This is a genomic window from Streptomyces sp. NBC_01431 (assembly GCF_036231355.1).
In the GTDB taxonomy this organism is placed as follows: domain Bacteria; phylum Actinomycetota; class Actinomycetes; order Streptomycetales; family Streptomycetaceae; genus Streptomyces.
The window spans coordinates 3,043,724-3,060,699 of the sequence record NZ_CP109496.1 but is presented as its reverse complement, the minus strand read 5'-3'; the positions used below and the strand labels follow the sequence as shown (position 1 = coordinate 3,060,699).

Genomic DNA, 16,976 nt, shown 5'->3' with positions numbered 1-16,976 from the left:
CCGACCGGGCACAGCAGGCCGACGGCCCCCACCCCGACCGGGGTGGGGGCCGTCGGCCGTCCAGGTCAGCCGCCCTTCACCTGGGCGGCGATCCGGTCGCCGATCGTCTTGTCGATGTTGCGCCAGTACTGGAACGCCCGCTCCAGGACCGGGCCGCTGACGCCCTGCTTGAGGTGCCCGCTCACGTTGGACACCAGACGGTCGCGCGCCGCGTCGTCCAAAACCGTGCGGACCAGGGTTCCGGGCTGGCCCCAGTCGTCGTCCTCGCGGTGGCGCTTGGTGGCCTCGCGCACCATCTCGCCCGCCACCTGCCAGCCCGCCGGGTCGCCGAACTGCCCCCTGGCGGCCGGACCGCCGTAGGAGTTGGGCGCGTACGGCCGGGCCGCGCGCGACGGCTCGTACCGCATGGGTCCGTCCTTGGCGTACGAATCGACCCGCGAGTGCGGCCTGTTGGGCGGCAGCTGCGCGTAGTTGGGACCGATCCGGTAGCGGTGCGTGTCGGGGTAGGAGAACAGCCGTCCGAGCAGCATCTTGTCCGGCGACGGGCCGATGCCGGGCACCATGTTGGACGGCTCGAAGGCGGCCTGCTCGATGTGGACGAAGAAGTCCTCCGGGTTCCTGTCCAGGGTCATCCGGCCGACCTCGATCAGCGGGTAGTCGCCGTGCGGCCACACCTTGGTCAGGTCGAAGGCGTTGAAGCGGTAGTCCGCCGCGTCCTCGAACGGCATGACCTGGACGTACATCGTCCAGCTCGGCGCGTTCCCCGACTCGATGGACTCGAACAGGTCGCGGCGGTGCAGGTCCGCGTCCTTGCCCGCGAGCTCGTCCGCCTCGTCCTGGGTCCAGAACTCGATGCCCTGGTCGGTCTTCAGGTGGTACTTGACCCAGAACTTCTCGCCGCCGCCGTTGATCCACATGTAGGTGTGCGAGGAGTAGCCGTTCATGTGGCGGTAGGTCTTGGGGATGCCGCGGTCGCCCATCAGCCAGGCCACCTGGTGGGCCGACTCGGGGGACAGGGTCCAGAAGTCCCACTGCATGTCGTTGTTCCGCAGCCCGGTCACCGGGTGGCGCTTCTGCGAGCGGATGAAGTCCTGGAACTTGATCGTGTCACGGACGAAGAAGACGGGCGTGTTGTTGCCCACCATGTCGTAATTGCCGTGCTCCGTATAGAACTTGAGCGCGAAGCCGCGCGGGTCGCGCCATGTGTCGGGCGAACCCTGCTCACCGGCGACCGTCGAGAAGCGGGCCAGCATCTCGGTCTGTTTGCCGGGCTGGAACAGGTCCGCCTTCGTGAACTGGCTGACGTCGTTGGTCACCCGGAAGGTGCCGTACGCCCCGGAGCCCTTGGCGTGCACCACCCGCTCCGGCACCCGCTCCCGGTTGAACTGGGCCATCTTCTCGATGAGGTAATGGTCGTGCAGCAGGATCGGACCGTCGGGCCCGACGGTGAGCGAGTGTTCGTCGCTCTCCACCGGAATACCGGTGTTGGTCGTGGTGTACGGGACCTGTGATGAGTCGGTCACGAGCGTCCTCCCGTCGTCAGGGAATTGATGAGGTCGCTTCGTCCACGACGCCAGTCAACTCCCCCGACGGGGGGTCGGCAACATTTGGATCCGGTCCAATCCTGGTCCAAGTATGGCTACGGAATGGCGCGATCCGGCCGCGCTCGGTGACGGTCATGTGCGGGTGGGCAGCTCGAACCAGACCACCTTGCCGCCGGAGAGCCGGGTCGCGCCCCACCGTCTGGCCAGGCGGTTCACCAGGAACAGGCCGCGCCCGCCCTCGTCCGTCTCGCGGGCCCGGCGCTGGCGGGGCAGTTGCGGAGAGTCGTCGCCGACCTCGCAGCGCAGGACGTCGGTCTTGAGCAGCCGGAGGGTGACCGGGCGCTCGGCGTACCGCACGGCGTTGGTGACGACCTCGCTGACGAGCAGCTCCACCGAGTCGGTCAGCTCCTCCAGGCCCCAGCGCTCCAGGGCCCTGCGGGCGAGTCGGCGGGCCCGGCCGGGGGCCGTTTCCTCCGGGTCGAGGAACCAGTACGCCACGTCGCTCGGGGCGATCCCGTCGAAACGGGCGGCGAGCAGCGCGATGTCGTCGTCGCGGTCGCCGGGGCCGAGCATGTCGAGCACGTCGTCGCAGAGCGCCTCCAGCGGCGGCGAGTGGTCGGGGCCGGTCAGCTGGGCGGTCGCGGCGAGCCGTTCCCGCAGCTGCTCGATGCCGGTCCATACGTCGCGCAGCCGCGACTCGACCAGACCGTCGGTGTACAGGAGCAGCGTCGCACCCGCCGGGGCGTCCAGCTCGACCGCCTCGAAGTCGACCCCGCCCACCCCGATCGGGGCGCCCGGCGGCACCCGCAGCACCTCGGCGCGGCCGCCGAGGTGCAGCAGCACCGGTGGCGGGTGGCCGGCGTTGGCGATGGTGATGCGGTGCGCGACCGGGTCGTACACCGCGTACAGGCAGGTCGCCATGCGGTCGGTGCCGAGCCGCTGGGCCTGCTCGTCCAGATGGTGCAGGACCTCGGCGGGCGGCAGGTCGAGGCCGGCCAGGGTCTGTGCGGTGGTGCGCAGCTGACCCATGATCGCGGCGGAGGTCATGGAGTGGCCCATGACGTCGCCGACGACGAGGGCGACCCGGCTGCCGGGCAGCGGGATCGCGTCGTACCAGTCGCCGCCGACCCGGGCGGTCTCGGCCGCGGGCAGGTAGCGCGAGGCGAGCCGCACACCGGTGGGCTGGGGGAGGCTGTCGGGCAGCATGGTGCGCTGGAGCTCGTCGGCGATGTACGCCTCGCGCCCGTACAGCACGGCCTTGTCGATGCCGAGCGCGGTGTGGGTGGCCAACTGGGCTGCCACCAGAAGGTCGTTGGCCTCGAACGCGGGCCGTTCGGGGCCGCGCACGAAGACGGCGGCGCCGATCACCCGCCGTCGGCCACGGAGCGGCGCGAGTATCGCTCGTCGACCGCCGGGCACCGTACGGTCCGGGCCGAGCAGTTCGGCGAGCGCCGCGCGGACGGCGGGGGACTCGGCGAAGACCGGCCGCACTCCTCGCAGTACCTCGTTGAGTTCGCCGCCGGTGCGCACCTCGCACAACTCGGAGGCGGGGGTCAGATCGGGACCCGGGCCGAGCAGCGTGAGGCCCTCCGCCTCGGCGCTGTCGCTCAGCGCCTCATCCACTAAACGCAGCCGGTCGGTACGGCGCAGACGCAGCACGAAGGGGGTGACCGGACGCTCGTCGCCCACCGGCAGCGGGTCGCGCAGATGCACCAGGATGGCGTCCGAGAACGTCGGCACGGTGGCCCGGCACAGGCCGAGCACGATCTCGTCCAGATCGATGCCGCGGGCGATCCGGCGGGTCGCCGCGCCCACGAAGCGCAGCCGGTCGCCCTCGCGGCGGGCCACCGCGGCGGCGTCACCGGGAGCCGCCGGGCCCGCGTCGCCCTGGCCGGGGACATCGGGTGCGGCCACGGCGGGCACGGCGGAGGCGGCCGCGGCGTCCCGGCCGCCGCGCTCGGGCTGGCCGGGCACGGAGGCGCTCACGCCACCGCTCCGGCCGGCCGGGGTGTCATCGGCCGCATGCGATCTCCCGTGCTCCAGGAAGGCCTGGGGAAGCGTCTGCTCGGTGGGCCGGGCGACATCCTTGCGCCGGCTCTCGTGCGAGGTGGGCTGAGGCTCCGTCACGCGTCGGGTTCCGTCCGTCCGGGATGAGACATCCGCTCCGCCGCGAGCGGCGGCGGGTGCAGCGACAGGGTAAGGATGCGCGATGCGGTCGCTCCGCGCGGTATACCGTTCCCCAAGTTCTTGCGGAGCAGCGGTACGGGCCCCCTGCGGGCGGCGTCGACACCGGGCATGCTCCACCCCCCTGTGGTGACATACGGTCAATTCTTGCACCGGGACTGCCGTTTGCTGCTGCCGACCCCTCGGAGGGGACCTGCGGAGGACGATCCTACGTTTGAACCCCCGGGGCGCATCAAGGGTCTCACGACCGCATATGCGCCGGAGTGCGATCCCAGTCCGCCGGGAGCGCGGGAACGGGCCACCGGGGGTTGGGGCGCCAGGCCTCCCAGCCGTCCGAGAAGGGCCGGCCCCACGCCTTGATCACCCCGACCGCGGCGCGCCCGGCCTCCCGGACCCGGGCGGCCTGCTCGGCGCCCATCAGACCCACCCGCTGCGCCTCGGCGAACTCGTCCTCGTCCAGCCAGCGCCAACTGCGGTCCGGATGAACGGAGATGTCGAGGAAGTGGTCAGCGGAGTCGATGCCGCCGGACCACCGCAGCCGCGGCTCCTCCAGGTTCACGTACCAGTTCTTGAAGTGCCAGTCCCGGTCCCAGAAGAGCCACACCGACCACGGCTCGCCGGGGCGCGCCAGCTTGAGCACCCCGCTGCCGAACCACCGGGAACGCTCCGTGGTGCGCGCCGCGGTGTAGCGGGTGGCCAGCGGTTCCCGGTATACGGGCCGGCCGTCGGCTAGCACCGGGCGCACGCACTGCGTGCCGGGCGCCATCCACACCGCGAGTATCTCGTCGGTGTCCTGGACGACCGTCACCGGACGGCAGATGTGGAAGTGCCCCTGGGGGCCAGGGGCGTGGTCGCGGTAGCGCCAGAGGATCTGGTCCCCCGGCGCCCAGTGGCGGATACCGCCTCCTGTACCTGTCATGTGCAGATATTACGGAGTGCGGTCAAGGCCACGCCGCGATGGGGATCACCCGGTCCTACGGGCGGGTCATCCGCAGCACGTCCAGGGCCTCGTCCAGCTGCTGCACCGTCAGGTCGCCGCGCTCGACGTACCCCGCTTCGAGCACGATCTCGCGAATGGTCTTCCGTTCGGCCAGGGACTTCTTGGCGACCTTCGCGGCCTCCTCGTAGCCGATGTACTTGTTGAGCGGGGTGACGACGGAGGGGGAGGACTCGGCGTACTCGCGGGCCCGTTCCACGTGGGCTGTGACGCCGTCGATGGTGCGGTCGGCAAGGAGGCGGGAGACGTTGGCGAGCAGCCGGATGGACTCCAGGAGGTTCTTGGCGATCACCGGGAGCATCACGTTGAGCTCGAAGTTGCCTCCCGCGCCCGCCGTCGCGACCGTCGCGTCGTTGCCGACGACCTGGGCCGCGACCATGAGAACGGCCTCCGGAATGACCGGATTGACCTTTCCGGGCATGATCGACGAACCCGGCTGGAGGTCGGGAAGACTGATCTCGGCCAAACCCGTACGCGGTCCGGACGCCATCCAGCGCAGATCGTTGGCGATCTTCGTGAGCGAGACGGCGATGGTGCGCAACTGCCCGCTGGTCTCCACCAGGCCGTCGCGCGCGCCCTGCGCCTCGAAGTGGTCCCGCGCCTCGGTGAGGGGAAGGCCGGTGGTCCGCGCGACTTCCGCGATCACGGCCGCCGAGAACCCGGGCGGGGTGTTGATGCCGGTGCCGACCGCCGTGCCCCCCAAGGGGAGTTCAGCCAGGCGCGGCAGCGAGGAGAGCAGCCGCTCGATGCCGTAGCGCACCTGCGCCGCATAGCCGCCGAACTCCTGGCCCAGGGTGACGGGGGTGGCGTCCATGAGATGCGTACGCCCCGACTTGACCACGTCCGCGAACTCGGCCGACTTGCGCTCCAGGGCGGTCGCCAGGTGGTCGAGCGCCGGCATCAGATCGGCGGTGACGGCGGCCGTCGCGGCGATGTGGATCGAGGACGGGAAGACGTCGTTGGAGGACTGCGAGGCGTTCACGTGGTCGTTGGGGTGGACGGCGCGGCCGAGCTTCTCGGTGGCGAGCGTCGCCACGACCTCGTTCATGTTCATGTTCGAGGAGGTGCCGGATCCGGTCTGGAAGACGTCGACCGGGAAGTGCTCGTCCCAGCGGCCCTCGGCCACCTCGTCGGCGGCTTCCTCGACGGCGCCCGCGATGTCCTTGTCGAGCACTCCGAGCCCGGCGTTGACCTTGGCGGCGGCCGCTTTGACGCGGGCCAGTGCCTCGATGTGGGCGCGCTCCAGGCGCTGCCCCGAGACGGGGAAGTTCTCCACCGCCCGCTGCGTCTGGGCGCGCCACTTGGCGTGCGCGGGGACCCGCACCTCGCCCATCGAATCGTGCTCGGTCCGGTACTCGCTGTCGTTCATGTTCGCTGAACCTCCACGCAAAGTTGAGCAGTTGTCTCGTTCTGCCTATTCCCAACACGCCCTACTGGCCAGTAAATACCGGTGGTAACCAATAACCGGGGAGGCGCAATGAGGCGCACCAGACACAGACTCCGCTGTACGTTCGCCGCCGCCGTGGCCGCGGCGGCGGCCTTCGGGGGCATGGCGGTCACCGCGACCACCGCGCAAGCCGCTTCCGCACCGTCCGCCCAGTCCACTCCGCTCTCGCCCGATCTTGAGAAGATCCGGGCGGCCGAGGCCACCCAGCTGTACGGCGACCCTGCCGAACGGCCCATGGCGGACCGCAGGACCGGACTCATCTCGCTCGGCGACAGCGAGATCTCCGGCGAGGGCGTCGGCACCTACGAGGCCGGCACTAACGGCCCCGACAACTGGTGCCACCGCTCGCCCGACTCGGCGATCCACCGCACCGGCGTCCCGGCCGACGAGACGTACAACGTCGCCTGCTCGGGCGCCTACACGGGCAACATCAGGATCGGCGGCACCAAGCAGTACGCCGACGAGCTCGTCCAGAGCGACAGCCTCGCCATCAAGGCGCGCAACACCCGCATCAAGATGGTGCTCCTGGTCGCGGGGGCCAACGACGACCTCCAGTTCGCCCCGGTCATGACCGACTGCGTCGAGCGGTACCTGCTGCTCCAGGGTCCGTGCCAGTCCAAGTACGAGCCGGGCTGGCAGGCCAGGGTGGACGCGCTCGTACCCAAGGTCGAGGCGACCGTGAGCGACCTCAAGACCGTGATGCGCGACGCCGGTTACGCCGACGGCTCCTACAAACTCGTGGTCATGGGCTACCCGAGCCCGATCGGCCCCGACTTCCACGACAACCCGTCCTTCCCCGGCAAACTCGCCTGCGGCGGCCTCGGCTACGACTCCGACACCGTCTGGGGCCGCAACACCGCGGTGCCCGCCTTCGAGGTCGGCATGCGCAAGGCGGCCGCCGACACCGGCGCGACCTACCTCGACGACTCGCGGCTCTTCAACGGCCACGAGGTCTGCATGGAGGACACCTGGGCCCGGGGTCTCTACATCGACCTATCCAAGCCCGGACTGCCGGACTCGAACTCGGTCCGCCAGTCCTTCCACCCCAACTACCGGGGCCACGGCGCCTTCGCCTCCTGCCTCACCCAGCTCTACAACTCCGGTGTACGGGAAGGCAGTTGCGCCGACCCGGCGTCCACCGGGGCCCCGCAGCTCTACCCGCTCGCCTGGGACGACGCGTACCAGCCCCTGAAGAACGAGGCGACCGGCGCGTGCGCCGACGTCACCGCGGCGAACAGCGCCAACGGTACGGCGGTCATCGGCTGGGACTGCCACGGCGGACGCAACCAGGGCTGGTGGTACGACAGTGACCGCAAGTCGGTCCACACCCAGCTCACCCAGGACCGCTGTCTGGACGTGCCGGGGGCGAACTACACCGTCGGTGCCCAGCTGATCATCTGGAACTGCTCGGGCGCCGCCAACCAGGAATGGGTGCGCCAGTCCGGCACCCTGCGCCCGGCCGCGTCGAGCGGCCTGTGCGCCACCCTGTCCGCCGCCAAGGACCCGCTGACCCTGCGGCCCTGCGACGGCACCGCCGCCCAGCGCTTCGCCTGACCCCGTCGAGCACCCCGGTCCAAGCCGACCGGCGAACTCGCCGGCCACACGCCGGAGCGGGGGCGTTCGCGCCCCCGCTCCCGGCCGTCCGCCCCGCCTGGGGCGGTGCGGCCTACGCCTGTCCGGCACCCCGCACGGGGATGTTCAGGAACGTCGGCGGCTCGGCGGGCGCCTGGAAGAAGTCGTTGCCCTTGTCGTCGACGACCACGAACGCGGGGAAGTCCTCGACCTCGATCTTCCACACCGCCTCCATGCCGAGCTCCTCGTACTCGACGACCTCGACCTTCTTGATGCAGTCCTGGGCCAGCCGCGCGGCCGGGCCGCCGATCGAGCCGAGGTAGAACCCGCCGTGCGCGTCGCACGCGTCGGTGACCTGCTTGCTCCGGTTGCCCTTGGCCAGCATGACCTTGGAGCCGCCCGCCGCCTGGAACTGCTCGACGTAGGAGTCCATCCGGCCGGCCGTGGTCGGGCCGAACGAGCCGGACGCGTAACCCTCGGGGGTCTTGGCCGGGCCCGCGTAGTACACCGGGTGGTCCTTGAGGTACTGCGGCATCTCCTCGCCCGCGTCGAGCCGTTCCTTGATCTTGGCGTGCGCGATGTCGCGGGCCACCACCAGCGGACCGGTCAGCGAAAGACGGGTCTTCACCGGGTACTTGGTGAGCTCCGCCAAGATCGCGTCCATCGGCTGGTTGAGGTCGATGCGTACGACGTCGTCACCGGAGGACAGGTGCTCGTCGGTCGTCTCCGGCAGGAAGCGCGCCGGGTCGGTCTCCAGCTGCTCCAGGAAGACGCCCTCCGCGGTGATCTTCGCGACGGCCTGGCGGTCGGCCGAGCAGGACACCGCGATCGCGACGGGCAGCGAGGCGCCGTGCCGCGGCAGGCGCACCACGCGCACGTCGTGGCAGAAGTACTTGCCGCCGAACTGCGCGCCGATGCCGATCTTCTGCGTCAGCTCGAAGACCTTCTTCTCCAGCTCCTCGTCCCGGAAGCCGTGGCCCAACTCCGAGCCCTCGCCGGGCAGTTCGTCCAGGTAGTGCGCGGAGGCGTACTTCGCGGTCTTCAGCGCGAACTCGGCGCTGGTGCCGCCCACCACGATCGCCAGGTGGTACGGCGGGCACGCGGCGGTGCCGAGCGAGCGGATCTTCTCCTCCAGGAACTTCATCATGGAGGCCTCGTTCAGGACGGCCTTCGTCTCCTGGTAGAGGAACGACTTGTTGGCCGAGCCGCCGCCCTTGGCCATGAAGAGGAACTTGTAGGCGCCGCCGTCGGTCGCGTACAGCTCGATCTGCGCGGGCAGGTTGGAGCCGGTGTTCTTCTCGTCCCACATGGTCAGCGGAGCCATCTGCGAGTACCGCAGGTTCAGCTTGGTGTACGCGTCGTAGATGCCGCGCGAGAGCGCTTCCTCGTCGCCGCCCTCGGTCAGCACGTTCTGGCCGCGCTTGCCCATGACGATCGCGGTGCCGGTGTCCTGGCACATCGGCAGGACGCCCGCGGCCGCGATGTTCGCGTTCTTGAGGAGGTCGAGTGCGACGAACTTGTCGTTGCCGGAGGCCTCCGGGTCGTCGATGATCTTCCGGAGCTGGGCCAGGTGCGCCGGGCGGAGGTAGTGCTGGATGTCGTGGATCGCCTCGGCGGCCAGCTTGCGCAGGGCCTCCGGGTCCACCTTGAGGAACGTACGGCCGTCGGCCTCGAAGGTGGAGACACCCTCGGCGGTCACCAGGCGATACGGCGTGGTGTCCTCTCCCAGGGGGAGAAGGTCGGAGTACGCAAACTCTGGCATTACGGCCATTCCTCACTCGACAGACGGCGGCTGGACCTCCATTGGTGCAGCACCCACCAGCGTATGCCGCCCGGAAAGCGCAGATCCTGTGAGGTAGGGCTCAGTTGCCGAGCTCGCTTCCTCCCGCGACTAGTCGCGATCTATCGCGTCTGGGTACGCTGGCTCCGTGGACCTCGAAAAGCACGCTCAGCCGGACCCCGCGGAGCCCGCGAAGGCCGACCTCGTCAAGCATGCCGAGCCCCCGGCACTGCGGGCTTCCGACGCCGACCGGGACCGGACCGCCGACATCCTGCGCGACGCCCTCGCCGAGGGCCGCCTCGACGCCCAGGAACACTCCGATCGCATCGAGGCGGTCTATCGCGCTAAGACCGTGGGCGAACTCGAACCCCTGGTCCAGGACCTCCCGGCGCCGGGAGGCCGGCGCCGTCCGGCTCTCGCGCCGGACCCGCGCGAGGTCGAGGAGGCCGGAACGGCCGTCGCCGAGAACCTGATCGCGGTGTTCTCCGCCTCCACCCGCAAGGGCCGCTGGCGGGTCGGGCGGCGCACCAACGCCTTCTCGCTGTTCGGCAGCGTCGAGATCGACCTGACCGAGGCGCTGTTCGAGCAGCGCCTCACCGTCATCAACGCGACTGCGATTTTCGGCAATGTGGAAGTCCGGGTCCCGGAGAACCTGACCCTGCGCGGCAGCGGCACCGGGGTGTTCGGCAACTTCGAGGTCTCCACCCTGGAGGCCGAGGATCCTGAGGCGCCGGTGGTCGTCGTCAATGGATATTCGGTCTTCGGCAACATCGAGGCCAAGCCCAGGCGGGGCAAGCGCATCGCCGATCTCCACGACCGGCTGCGCAAGCGCCTCGAATCCTGACCGAGGCGGCTGTCCGCGGCGGCGCCCGGCGCCGTCAGGATCAGGCCAACGGCGGCCGAGCGAAGTTCCGCACTACGGAACTCAGTGCATAGGCCCGCGTACAGCGGGTAGGGACTGTCGCATCGTCGCTCGCTCGCGAAGCCGTCGTCAGGAGTAGACCGTGCTGCATCCGCCGCATCAGTCCTTGCAGGTCGCCGCCGTTCCGCCGCAGCGCGGTCCCGTACGGGAGGACCAGGCGGGCCCATGGCATGCGGAGGCGGTCTGCCGCCGGGACGAGGCGGGCCTGTTCTTCGCCCCGTCCAAGGAGCCGACGGCCGCCCGACTGTCGCGCGAGGAGGCCGCCAAGCGCGTCTGCGCCCGCTGTCCGGTGATGGTCGAGTGCCGCGAGCACGCCCTGCTCATGCCCGAGCCGTACGGCGTCTGGGGCGGCCTGACCGCCGCCGAGCGCCGCGTGGTGCTCGCCCGCCGCCGCCGTCGCGACGTCGAACTCAAGAAGTCCGCGTCCGCCGCGTAGGGCCGGCCACGCCACGCAGACAGGTGTCTGCGTAGCTGAAGGGGCGCCCCCGCCGCACAACGGGGACGCCCCTTCACTTACGCAACTCGCTTGGTTCCGCGGCTACTTGACCCGCTCACTTGGCCCGGTCGAAGTCGATGGCGCTGTACGCGCGCAGCTTGGACAGGCGGTGCGTCGAGTCGATCTGGCGGATGGTGCCGGACTTCGAGCGCATCACCAGGGACTGCGTGGTCGCGGTCTCGGCGCGGTAGCGGACCCCGCGCAGCAGCTCGCCGTCGGTGATGCCGGTGGCGACGAAGAACACGTTGTCGCCGCTGACCAGGTCGTTCGTGGAGAGCGTACGGTCCAGGTCGTGCCCGGCGTCGAGCGCGCGCTGACGCTCGGCCTCGTCCTTGGGCCACAGCTTGCCCTGGATGACGCCGCCCAGACACTTGATCGCGCAGGCGGAGATGATGCCCTCCGGGGTGCCGCCGATGCCCATGAGCAGGTCGACGCCGGTGCCCTCGCGCACCGCCATGATCGAACCGGCGACGTCGCCGTCCGAGATGAACTTGATGCGCGCACCGGTCTCCCGGATCTCCTTGACGATGCCCTCGTGGCGGGGGCGGTCCAGGATGACCACGGTGACGTCCTCGGGCGAGGAGTTCTTGGCCTTGGCGACCCGGCGGATGTTCACCGAGACGGGGGCGTTGATGTCGACGAAGTCGGCGGCCTCCGGGCCGGTGACCAGCTTGTCCATGTAGAAGACGGCGGACGGGTCGAACATGGCGCCGCGGTCGGCGGCGGCGAGCACGGCGATCGCGTTCGGCATGCCCTTGGCGTTCAGGGTGGTGCCGTCGATCGGGTCGACCGCGATGTCGACCTCGGCACCGGTGCCGTCGCCGATGCGCTCCCCGTTGTAGAGCATGGGGGCTTCGTCCTTCTCGCCCTCACCGATGACGACCACGCCGTTCATCGAGACGGTGGAGACGAGGGTCCGCATGGCGTTGACCGCGGCGCCGTCCGCGCCGATCTTGTCGCCGCGGCCGACCCAGCGCCCGGCGGCCATGGCGGCGGCCTCGGTGACCCGCACCAGTTCCAGCGCGAGGTTGCGGTCGGGGGCCTCCGGGGAGACCTCGAGTTCGGACGGCAGATGATGCTCGGTCATCGGAGCGCACCTTTCTGTACGGCGACGGCCGCAGATAAAGAGGGTGCTTGGACTCTATCCGTACGTCGACAAATTGAGCAGAGGGGGCCACGTATGAGCGGCGACTTGACCTGAGACCATGGGGTCGTGGCAGGAACGCGCAGCAGCAAGCAGACAGTCCGGAACATGCTGCAGTCGCTGGCGGTGATCGGCATCGCGGCGGCTGTGATCTATGTGTTCATCCCGCACGACGACTCGGGCGTCCCGGTCAAGACGGTCGACTACAAGGTCGAGCTCACCACCGTGCGGCGGGCCGCGCCGTACCCGGTGGCGGCTCCCGTCGGCCTGCCCGACCAGGACAAGTGGCGGGCGACCTCGGTGTCGTACGACGGCGGCAAGGACAACGCCTGGCACCTGGGCTTCCTCGACCCCCAGAACCAGTACGTGGCGATCGAGCAGTCGACCGCGCCGGTGGAGAAGTTCGTCGCCGAGGTCAGCAGGGACGCGGCGAAGACCGAGAAGTCGCAGCGCATCGCGGGCGCCACCTGGACCTACTGGGACGGGCCGAAGTACGACGCGCTCGTCCGCCAGGACAAGGGCTCCACGACCGTGGTGACCGGCACGGCGCCGTACGCGCAGCTGGTGGCGATGGCGGGGGCGCTGGAGTCCAAGAAGACCCCGCCGACGGGCTGAGGGCCCCGCGCGACGGACGGGACGCGCCACGGACACGACGCGCCACGGACACGACGAGGGCCGCCGCACCTTTCCGGTGCGGCGGCCCTCGTCGTATGCGCTGTGCGTCGGCTCAGACGGTCGTGACGACCTCGTCGTACGCCAGGCGCGGGCTGCGCGGGAACCACGCGTCGTCGCCCGGCTTGCCGATGTTGACGACCATCAGCGGGGTGTGGTCGTCGTCCAGGAATTCCTTCTGCACACCGTCGAAGTCCAGACCGGTCATCGGGCCCGCGGCCAGGCCGGCGGCGCGGACGCCGATGATGAAGTACGCGGCCTGGAGCGCGGAGTTGAGCAGGGCGGCACCCTCGCGGACCGGGCGCTCGGAGAAGAAGGCGTCCTTGGCGGCCGGGAAGTGCGGGAAGAGAGCCGGCAGCTCCTCGTGGAACTCGTTGTCCGCGGAGAGGATCGCGACCAGCGGGGCGGCGGCCGTCTTGGGGCGGTTGCCCTCGGCCATGTGCTTCACCAGGCGCTCGCGAGCCTCGGGGGAGCGGACCAGGGTGACGCGCAGCGGCGACTGGTTGAAGGCGGTCGGGCCGTACTTGACCAGGTCGTAGATCGCCTGGACCTGCTCGTCGGTCACCGGCTCGTCGGTGAACGTGTTGGCGGTGCGGGCCTCGCGGAAGAGGAGGTCCTGGGCGGCGGGGTCAAGGGCGAGAGACATCTGCGAAACCTTCCGGGCTGCTGATCAAGCGATGTCTTCGACCGTACGGCGGTTTAGGTTAACTTTCAACTAAACCCCGGGGTGGGTGATCAGGCTCACAGAGGCGGGCGGGCGGGTGGGCTGTGCGGCGCCGCGCCTCCGACCGGCGCCGGTGGGCTCGCCGGTCTGCACGGTGTGCGGCGCCCACCCTGGGGACCGGCCCCGGTGCGCTCGTCCCCGGCGGACCGTGCGTCCTTGCTCGCGCAGTTCCCCGCGCCCCTGGCGGGGTTCGTCTCGGCGGCGTGCTCGTGTGGCATCCCGAACCCGTGCGGCCTCCCGAGCCTGTCCGGCGCTGAGATGAGCGCCGCTCAAGGCGCGAGCGAGGTCCGGGCGGGGCCCAGGAGCCCGGCATCGGAGTGGCTCAGGCCGTGAGCGGGGCCCGGAGCGGGGCCGCGGGGGTCGGCACTAAGTGGGGCCCGGGGTGGAGCCGCGGGGGCTCGGAACCCAAGTGGCTCAGGCCGTGAGCGGGGCCCGGAGCGGGGCCGCGGGGGTCGGCACCGAAGTGGCTCAGGCCGTGAGCGGGGGCCGGGCCCCAGGAGCCCGGCCGGCACAGGAGGGCTCAGGCCTCCTCCGGTGGTTCTGCCAGTGCCGCGTCGAGGCGGGCGCGGGCGCCTTCGAGCCAGCGGCGGCACACCTTCGCGAGCTCCTCGCCCCGCTCCCACAGTGCGAGGGACTCCTCCAGCGTGGTGCCGCCCGCCTCAAGGCGCCGTACGACGTCGATCAGCTCGTCCCGCGCCTGCTCGTACCCCAGTGCCGCATCGCCCGACGCGGCCTCGTCCGTCTTGGCCATGTGATCCACCCTATGTCCGCGGTACGACAGTGACGTGCAGTTCGCCCTCGGCGACCCGGGCGCGCAGATCCTCCCCGGCGGACACCTCGCCGGGGGAGCGGACCACCTCGCCGCCGGCTCGCTGGAGCACCGCGTACCCCCGCTCAAGGGTGGCCTTCGGCGACAGCGCGACCACGCGGGCGTGGGTGTGCGCGAGCTCCGAGTCGGCCCGGTCGAGGAGGTGGCCGAGGACCCGGTGCGAACGGTGGACCAGCGCGTCCACCTCGTCGGCCCGGTCGTCCACCATCCGCTGCGGCCGCTCCATCCAGGGCCGGCCGAGCATCCCCGCCAGGCCCCGCTCCTCGCGGTCGACCAGGCCGACGACATGGCGCCGGGCCCGGTCCCGCAGCAGGCGCACCCGGTCGAGCTCCTCGCCGACGTCCGGCACGACCTTCTTCGCCGCGTCGGTCGGCGTGGACGCCCGCAGGTCGGCGACCAGATCGAGCAGGGGCGCGTCCGGCTCGTGCCCGATCGCCGAGACGACCGGCGTACGGCACTCGGCGACCGCCCGCACCAACGGCTCGGAGGAGAACGGAAGCAGATCCTCGACGCTGCCGCCGCCACGCGCCACGATGATCACGTCGACGTCCGGCATCCCGTCGAGCTCCTTCACCGCCTGGACGACCTGCGACACCGCGTGCACGCCCTGCACCGCGACATTGCGCACCTCGAAGCGCACCGCAGGCCAGCGCCGCCGGGCGTTCTCCAGGACGTCCCGCTCGGCCGCCGAGGCGCGCCCGACGACGAGCCCGACGAGCTGCGGCAGAAAGGGCAGCGGCTTCTTGCGGTCCAAGGCGAAGAGCCCCTCCGCCGCCAGGCTCCGCTTCAACTGCTCCAGTCTGGCGAGCAGTTCACCGATGCCGACCGGCCTTATCTCCACCGCGCGCAGCGAGAGCTGGCCGCGCGGCGCGTACCACTCCGGCTTCGCGTGGACGACGACGCGCGCGCCCTCCGACACGACGTCGGCCACCGCGTCGAACACCTGGCGGTAGCAGGTCACGCCCACCGAGATGTCGTGCGCGGGGTCGCGCAGCGTCAGGAACACCACGCCCGCGCCGGGCCGCCGCGAGAGCTGAGTGATCTGCCCCTCCACCCAGACCGCCCCCAGCCGGTTGATCCACCCCCCGATGAGGCGGGACACCTCGCCGACGGGGAGCGGCGCGTCCGCACTCGTATTCAGAGCCATGTACGCAGGCTAGCCCGCGCCACTGACAGGCCCGCCCGGCCCGCCCCGCCCCACCGGCTCCGGGTCGGGGCCCGGTCGGTGGCCCCACTGCATGGCAAGGACCACCAGGCCCACCGCCAGCCAGCCCAGGCCCACCAACTTGGCCGCGGCCGTGGCCTCCCAGAGCACCGCGAGGATGACGGCCGCGCCGAGCACCGGAACCACCACGTGGCAAAGCCAGTTGGGGGCGCCCTCCATGCGGCGCACCGCGTACCACGCGATCACGGAGGCGTGCAGCAGGAAGAACGCGGTCAGCGCGCCCACGTTGACCACCGAGACCAGATGGTCCATGCCGTCGTCCCGCCGGGCCGCCCACACCGCGGCCACCAGCGTGATCACCGCGGCGAGCAGCAGCGCCACGCGCGGCACCCCGGCGTCGGTCTGCGACAGGACGCGCGGCAGCCGCCGGTCGCGGGCCATCGCGAAGAGGAGCCGCCCCGCGGCCGCCTGCCCGGCGAGCGCCGCGAACGCCGCCCCGATCGCCTTGCTGACCGCCACCAGGGTGTGCAGCCAGCCGCCGACCGAGCTCTCCACGGTGTCGTAGAACGCCGAGCCCTGCCGGGCCGGATCGGCCGCGAGCCGCGCCGACGACATCGGTTCGAGCAGCGCCGCCAGATAGGACTGCACGACGAACAGCGCCCCGGCGAGCACCAGGCAGAACAGCACCGCCCGCGCCACCTTCTGCGAGCCTCCCGTCACCTCCTCGGCGAACGTGGCGATCGCGTCGAAGCCCAGATAGGACAGGACCGCCACGGAAACCGCGCCGAGCACCGCGCCCAGGGAGAACCCGGCGTCGCCGTTCAACGGCGTCAGCCAGCCCCGCTGCGCACCGTCCCGTACGAGCACGACCACCGCCGCGGCGACGAAGACGAGCAGCACCACGATCTCCATCGCGAGCACCGCGAAACCGACCCGGGCCGCGGCCCGTACGCCCCACAGGTTCAGCAGGGTGGTGATCACCACCGCGATCGTCGTCCACACCCAGGGCGTCACGGACGGGACGAGGGAGTTCATCGCGATGCCGGAGAAGAGGTAGGCGACCGCCGGGATGAGCAGGTAGTCGAGCATCGCCATCCACCCCGCGATGAAGCCGGGCCCCTCGCCGAGCGCCTTGCGCGCGTACGCGAACACCGACCCCGCCAGCGGCAGGACCCGCACCATCTGCGCATAGCTGAACGCGGTGAACCCCATGGCGACCGTCGCCACCAGATAAACCAGTGCGACCGCACCGCGCGACTTGGCGTCGAGCGTGCCGAAGATGCCGACCGGGGCCATGGGGGCGATGAAGAGGAGCCCGTAGACGACGAGGTCCCGGAACCCGAGAGTCCGCCGCAACCGCCCGGCGGGCGCCTCCCCGCCGTCCGCCGCCGCCCCGCTCTCCTCGCGTACGCCGCTCATGTCCGCCAGTCTCACCGCCCCCGCGATCTTTGGCCCGCGGGGCACGGCCGGGTGGCCGCCGGGTCGCGGGCGCGTGGCGTG

Annotated in this window: 14 protein-coding genes; 4 read left to right on the top strand and 10 right to left on the bottom strand. The window is 71.0% G+C overall.

The window, feature by feature from the left end; genetic code table 11:
- Window positions 1-65 precede the first annotated feature (65 nt).
- The 4 genes from OG522_RS13885 to OG522_RS13870 form a co-directional block, all read right to left on the bottom strand.
- Complete coding sequence (locus OG522_RS13885; RefSeq protein ID WP_329463289.1) at window positions 66-1,523, bottom strand: catalase; 1,458 nt, start codon at window positions 1,521-1,523, stop codon at window positions 66-68.
- A 153-nt stretch (window positions 1,524-1,676) separates the two neighbouring features.
- A complete protein-coding gene (locus OG522_RS13880) occupies window positions 1,677-3,671 on the bottom strand; it encodes an ATP-binding SpoIIE family protein phosphatase (RefSeq protein ID WP_329463288.1) in 1,995 nt (664 codons plus the stop codon).
- Between the two features lie 298 nt (window positions 3,672-3,969).
- Entirely contained in the window at window positions 3,970-4,647 is a 678-nt protein-coding gene (fomD, locus tag OG522_RS13875) for a cytidylyl-2-hydroxypropylphosphonate hydrolase (protein ID WP_329463287.1), read from the bottom strand.
- A 55-nt stretch (window positions 4,648-4,702) separates the two neighbouring features.
- Window positions 4,703-6,094 (bottom strand): class II fumarate hydratase, encoded by a 1,392-nt coding sequence (locus OG522_RS13870; RefSeq protein WP_329463285.1) that lies wholly within the window; start codon window positions 6,092-6,094, stop codon window positions 4,703-4,705.
- A gap of 108 nt (window positions 6,095-6,202) precedes the next feature.
- Between OG522_RS13870 and OG522_RS13865 the strand changes: the two genes are divergently transcribed.
- Window positions 6,203-7,726, top strand: a complete 1,524-nt coding sequence (locus tag OG522_RS13865; RefSeq protein WP_329463284.1) for a ricin-type beta-trefoil lectin domain protein — start codon at window positions 6,203-6,205, stop codon at window positions 7,724-7,726.
- A 112-nt stretch (window positions 7,727-7,838) separates the two neighbouring features.
- Here OG522_RS13865 and OG522_RS13860 read toward each other — a convergent pair whose 3' ends face one another.
- Complete coding sequence (locus OG522_RS13860) at window positions 7,839-9,506, bottom strand: fumarate hydratase (protein WP_329463283.1); 1,668 nt, start codon at window positions 9,504-9,506, stop codon at window positions 7,839-7,841.
- Between the two features lie 166 nt (window positions 9,507-9,672).
- Between OG522_RS13860 and OG522_RS13855 the strand changes: the two genes are divergently transcribed.
- Window positions 9,673-10,368 carry a DUF1707 SHOCT-like domain-containing protein gene (locus OG522_RS13855; protein WP_382813859.1) on the top strand — a complete coding sequence of 232 codons (696 nt, stop codon included), beginning with the start codon at window positions 9,673-9,675 and terminating at the stop codon, window positions 10,366-10,368.
- A gap of 160 nt (window positions 10,369-10,528) precedes the next feature.
- Window positions 10,529-10,882 carry a WhiB family transcriptional regulator gene (locus tag OG522_RS13850; RefSeq protein ID WP_329463282.1) on the top strand — a complete coding sequence of 118 codons (354 nt, stop codon included), beginning with the start codon at window positions 10,529-10,531 and terminating at the stop codon, window positions 10,880-10,882.
- 115 nt (window positions 10,883-10,997) lie between these two features.
- Here the strand turns inward: OG522_RS13850 and glpX are convergent, their stop codons facing one another.
- Entirely contained in the window at window positions 10,998-12,029 is a 1,032-nt protein-coding gene (gene glpX / locus OG522_RS13845) for a class II fructose-bisphosphatase (protein WP_329463281.1), read from the bottom strand.
- A 126-nt stretch (window positions 12,030-12,155) separates the two neighbouring features.
- On the opposite strand from glpX, the gene OG522_RS13840 reads away from it, so the two are divergent.
- Entirely contained in the window at window positions 12,156-12,701 is a 546-nt protein-coding gene (locus OG522_RS13840) for a DUF4245 domain-containing protein (RefSeq protein ID WP_329463280.1), read from the top strand.
- Between the two features lie 112 nt (window positions 12,702-12,813).
- Here the strand turns inward: OG522_RS13840 and OG522_RS13835 are convergent, their stop codons facing one another.
- From OG522_RS13835 to OG522_RS13820, 4 genes are all read right to left on the bottom strand, one after another.
- Complete coding sequence (locus OG522_RS13835; RefSeq protein ID WP_329463279.1) at window positions 12,814-13,404, bottom strand: malonic semialdehyde reductase; 591 nt, start codon at window positions 13,402-13,404, stop codon at window positions 12,814-12,816.
- 598 nt (window positions 13,405-14,002) lie between these two features.
- Window positions 14,003-14,233, bottom strand: coding sequence for an exodeoxyribonuclease VII small subunit (locus tag OG522_RS13830; protein WP_329463278.1), 231 nt, complete (start codon window positions 14,231-14,233; stop codon window positions 14,003-14,005).
- A 10-nt stretch (window positions 14,234-14,243) separates the two neighbouring features.
- Window positions 14,244-15,458, bottom strand: coding sequence for an exodeoxyribonuclease VII large subunit (gene xseA, locus OG522_RS13825; RefSeq protein WP_329463277.1), 1,215 nt, complete (start codon window positions 15,456-15,458; stop codon window positions 14,244-14,246).
- Between the two features lie 9 nt (window positions 15,459-15,467).
- The gene (locus tag OG522_RS13820; RefSeq protein WP_329463276.1) at window positions 15,468-16,895 is read right to left on the bottom strand and encodes an APC family permease; all 1,428 of its coding nucleotides are present in this window, start codon (window positions 16,893-16,895) and stop codon (window positions 15,468-15,470) included.
- Window positions 16,896-16,976: the final 81 nt, after the last annotated feature.

Excerpts from the sequence above, each read along its gene's own strand:
- OG522_RS13835 (WP_329463279.1), bottom strand. The coding sequence starts at position 13,404 with ATGTCTCTCGCCCTTGACCCCGCCGCCCAGGACCTCCTCTTCCGCGAG.
- OG522_RS13870 (WP_329463285.1), bottom strand. The coding sequence starts at position 6,094 with ATGAACGACAGCGAGTACCGGACCGAGCACGATTCGATGGGCGAGGTG.
- OG522_RS13820 (WP_329463276.1), bottom strand. The coding sequence starts at position 16,895 with ATGAGCGGCGTACGCGAGGAGAGCGGGGCGGCGGCGGACGGCGGGGAG.
- OG522_RS13865 (WP_329463284.1), top strand. The coding sequence starts at position 6,203 with ATGAGGCGCACCAGACACAGACTCCGCTGTACGTTCGCCGCCGCCGTG.
- glpX (WP_329463281.1), bottom strand. The coding sequence starts at position 12,029 with ATGACCGAGCATCATCTGCCGTCCGAACTCGAGGTCTCCCCGGAGGCC.
- OG522_RS13830 (WP_329463278.1), bottom strand. The coding sequence starts at position 14,233 with ATGGCCAAGACGGACGAGGCCGCGTCGGGCGATGCGGCACTGGGGTAC.
- OG522_RS13860 (WP_329463283.1), bottom strand. The coding sequence starts at position 9,506 with ATGCCAGAGTTTGCGTACTCCGACCTTCTCCCCCTGGGAGAGGACACC.
- xseA (WP_329463277.1), bottom strand. The coding sequence starts at position 15,458 with ATGGCTCTGAATACGAGTGCGGACGCGCCGCTCCCCGTCGGCGAGGTG.
- fomD (WP_329463287.1), bottom strand. The coding sequence starts at position 4,647 with ATGACAGGTACAGGAGGCGGTATCCGCCACTGGGCGCCGGGGGACCAG.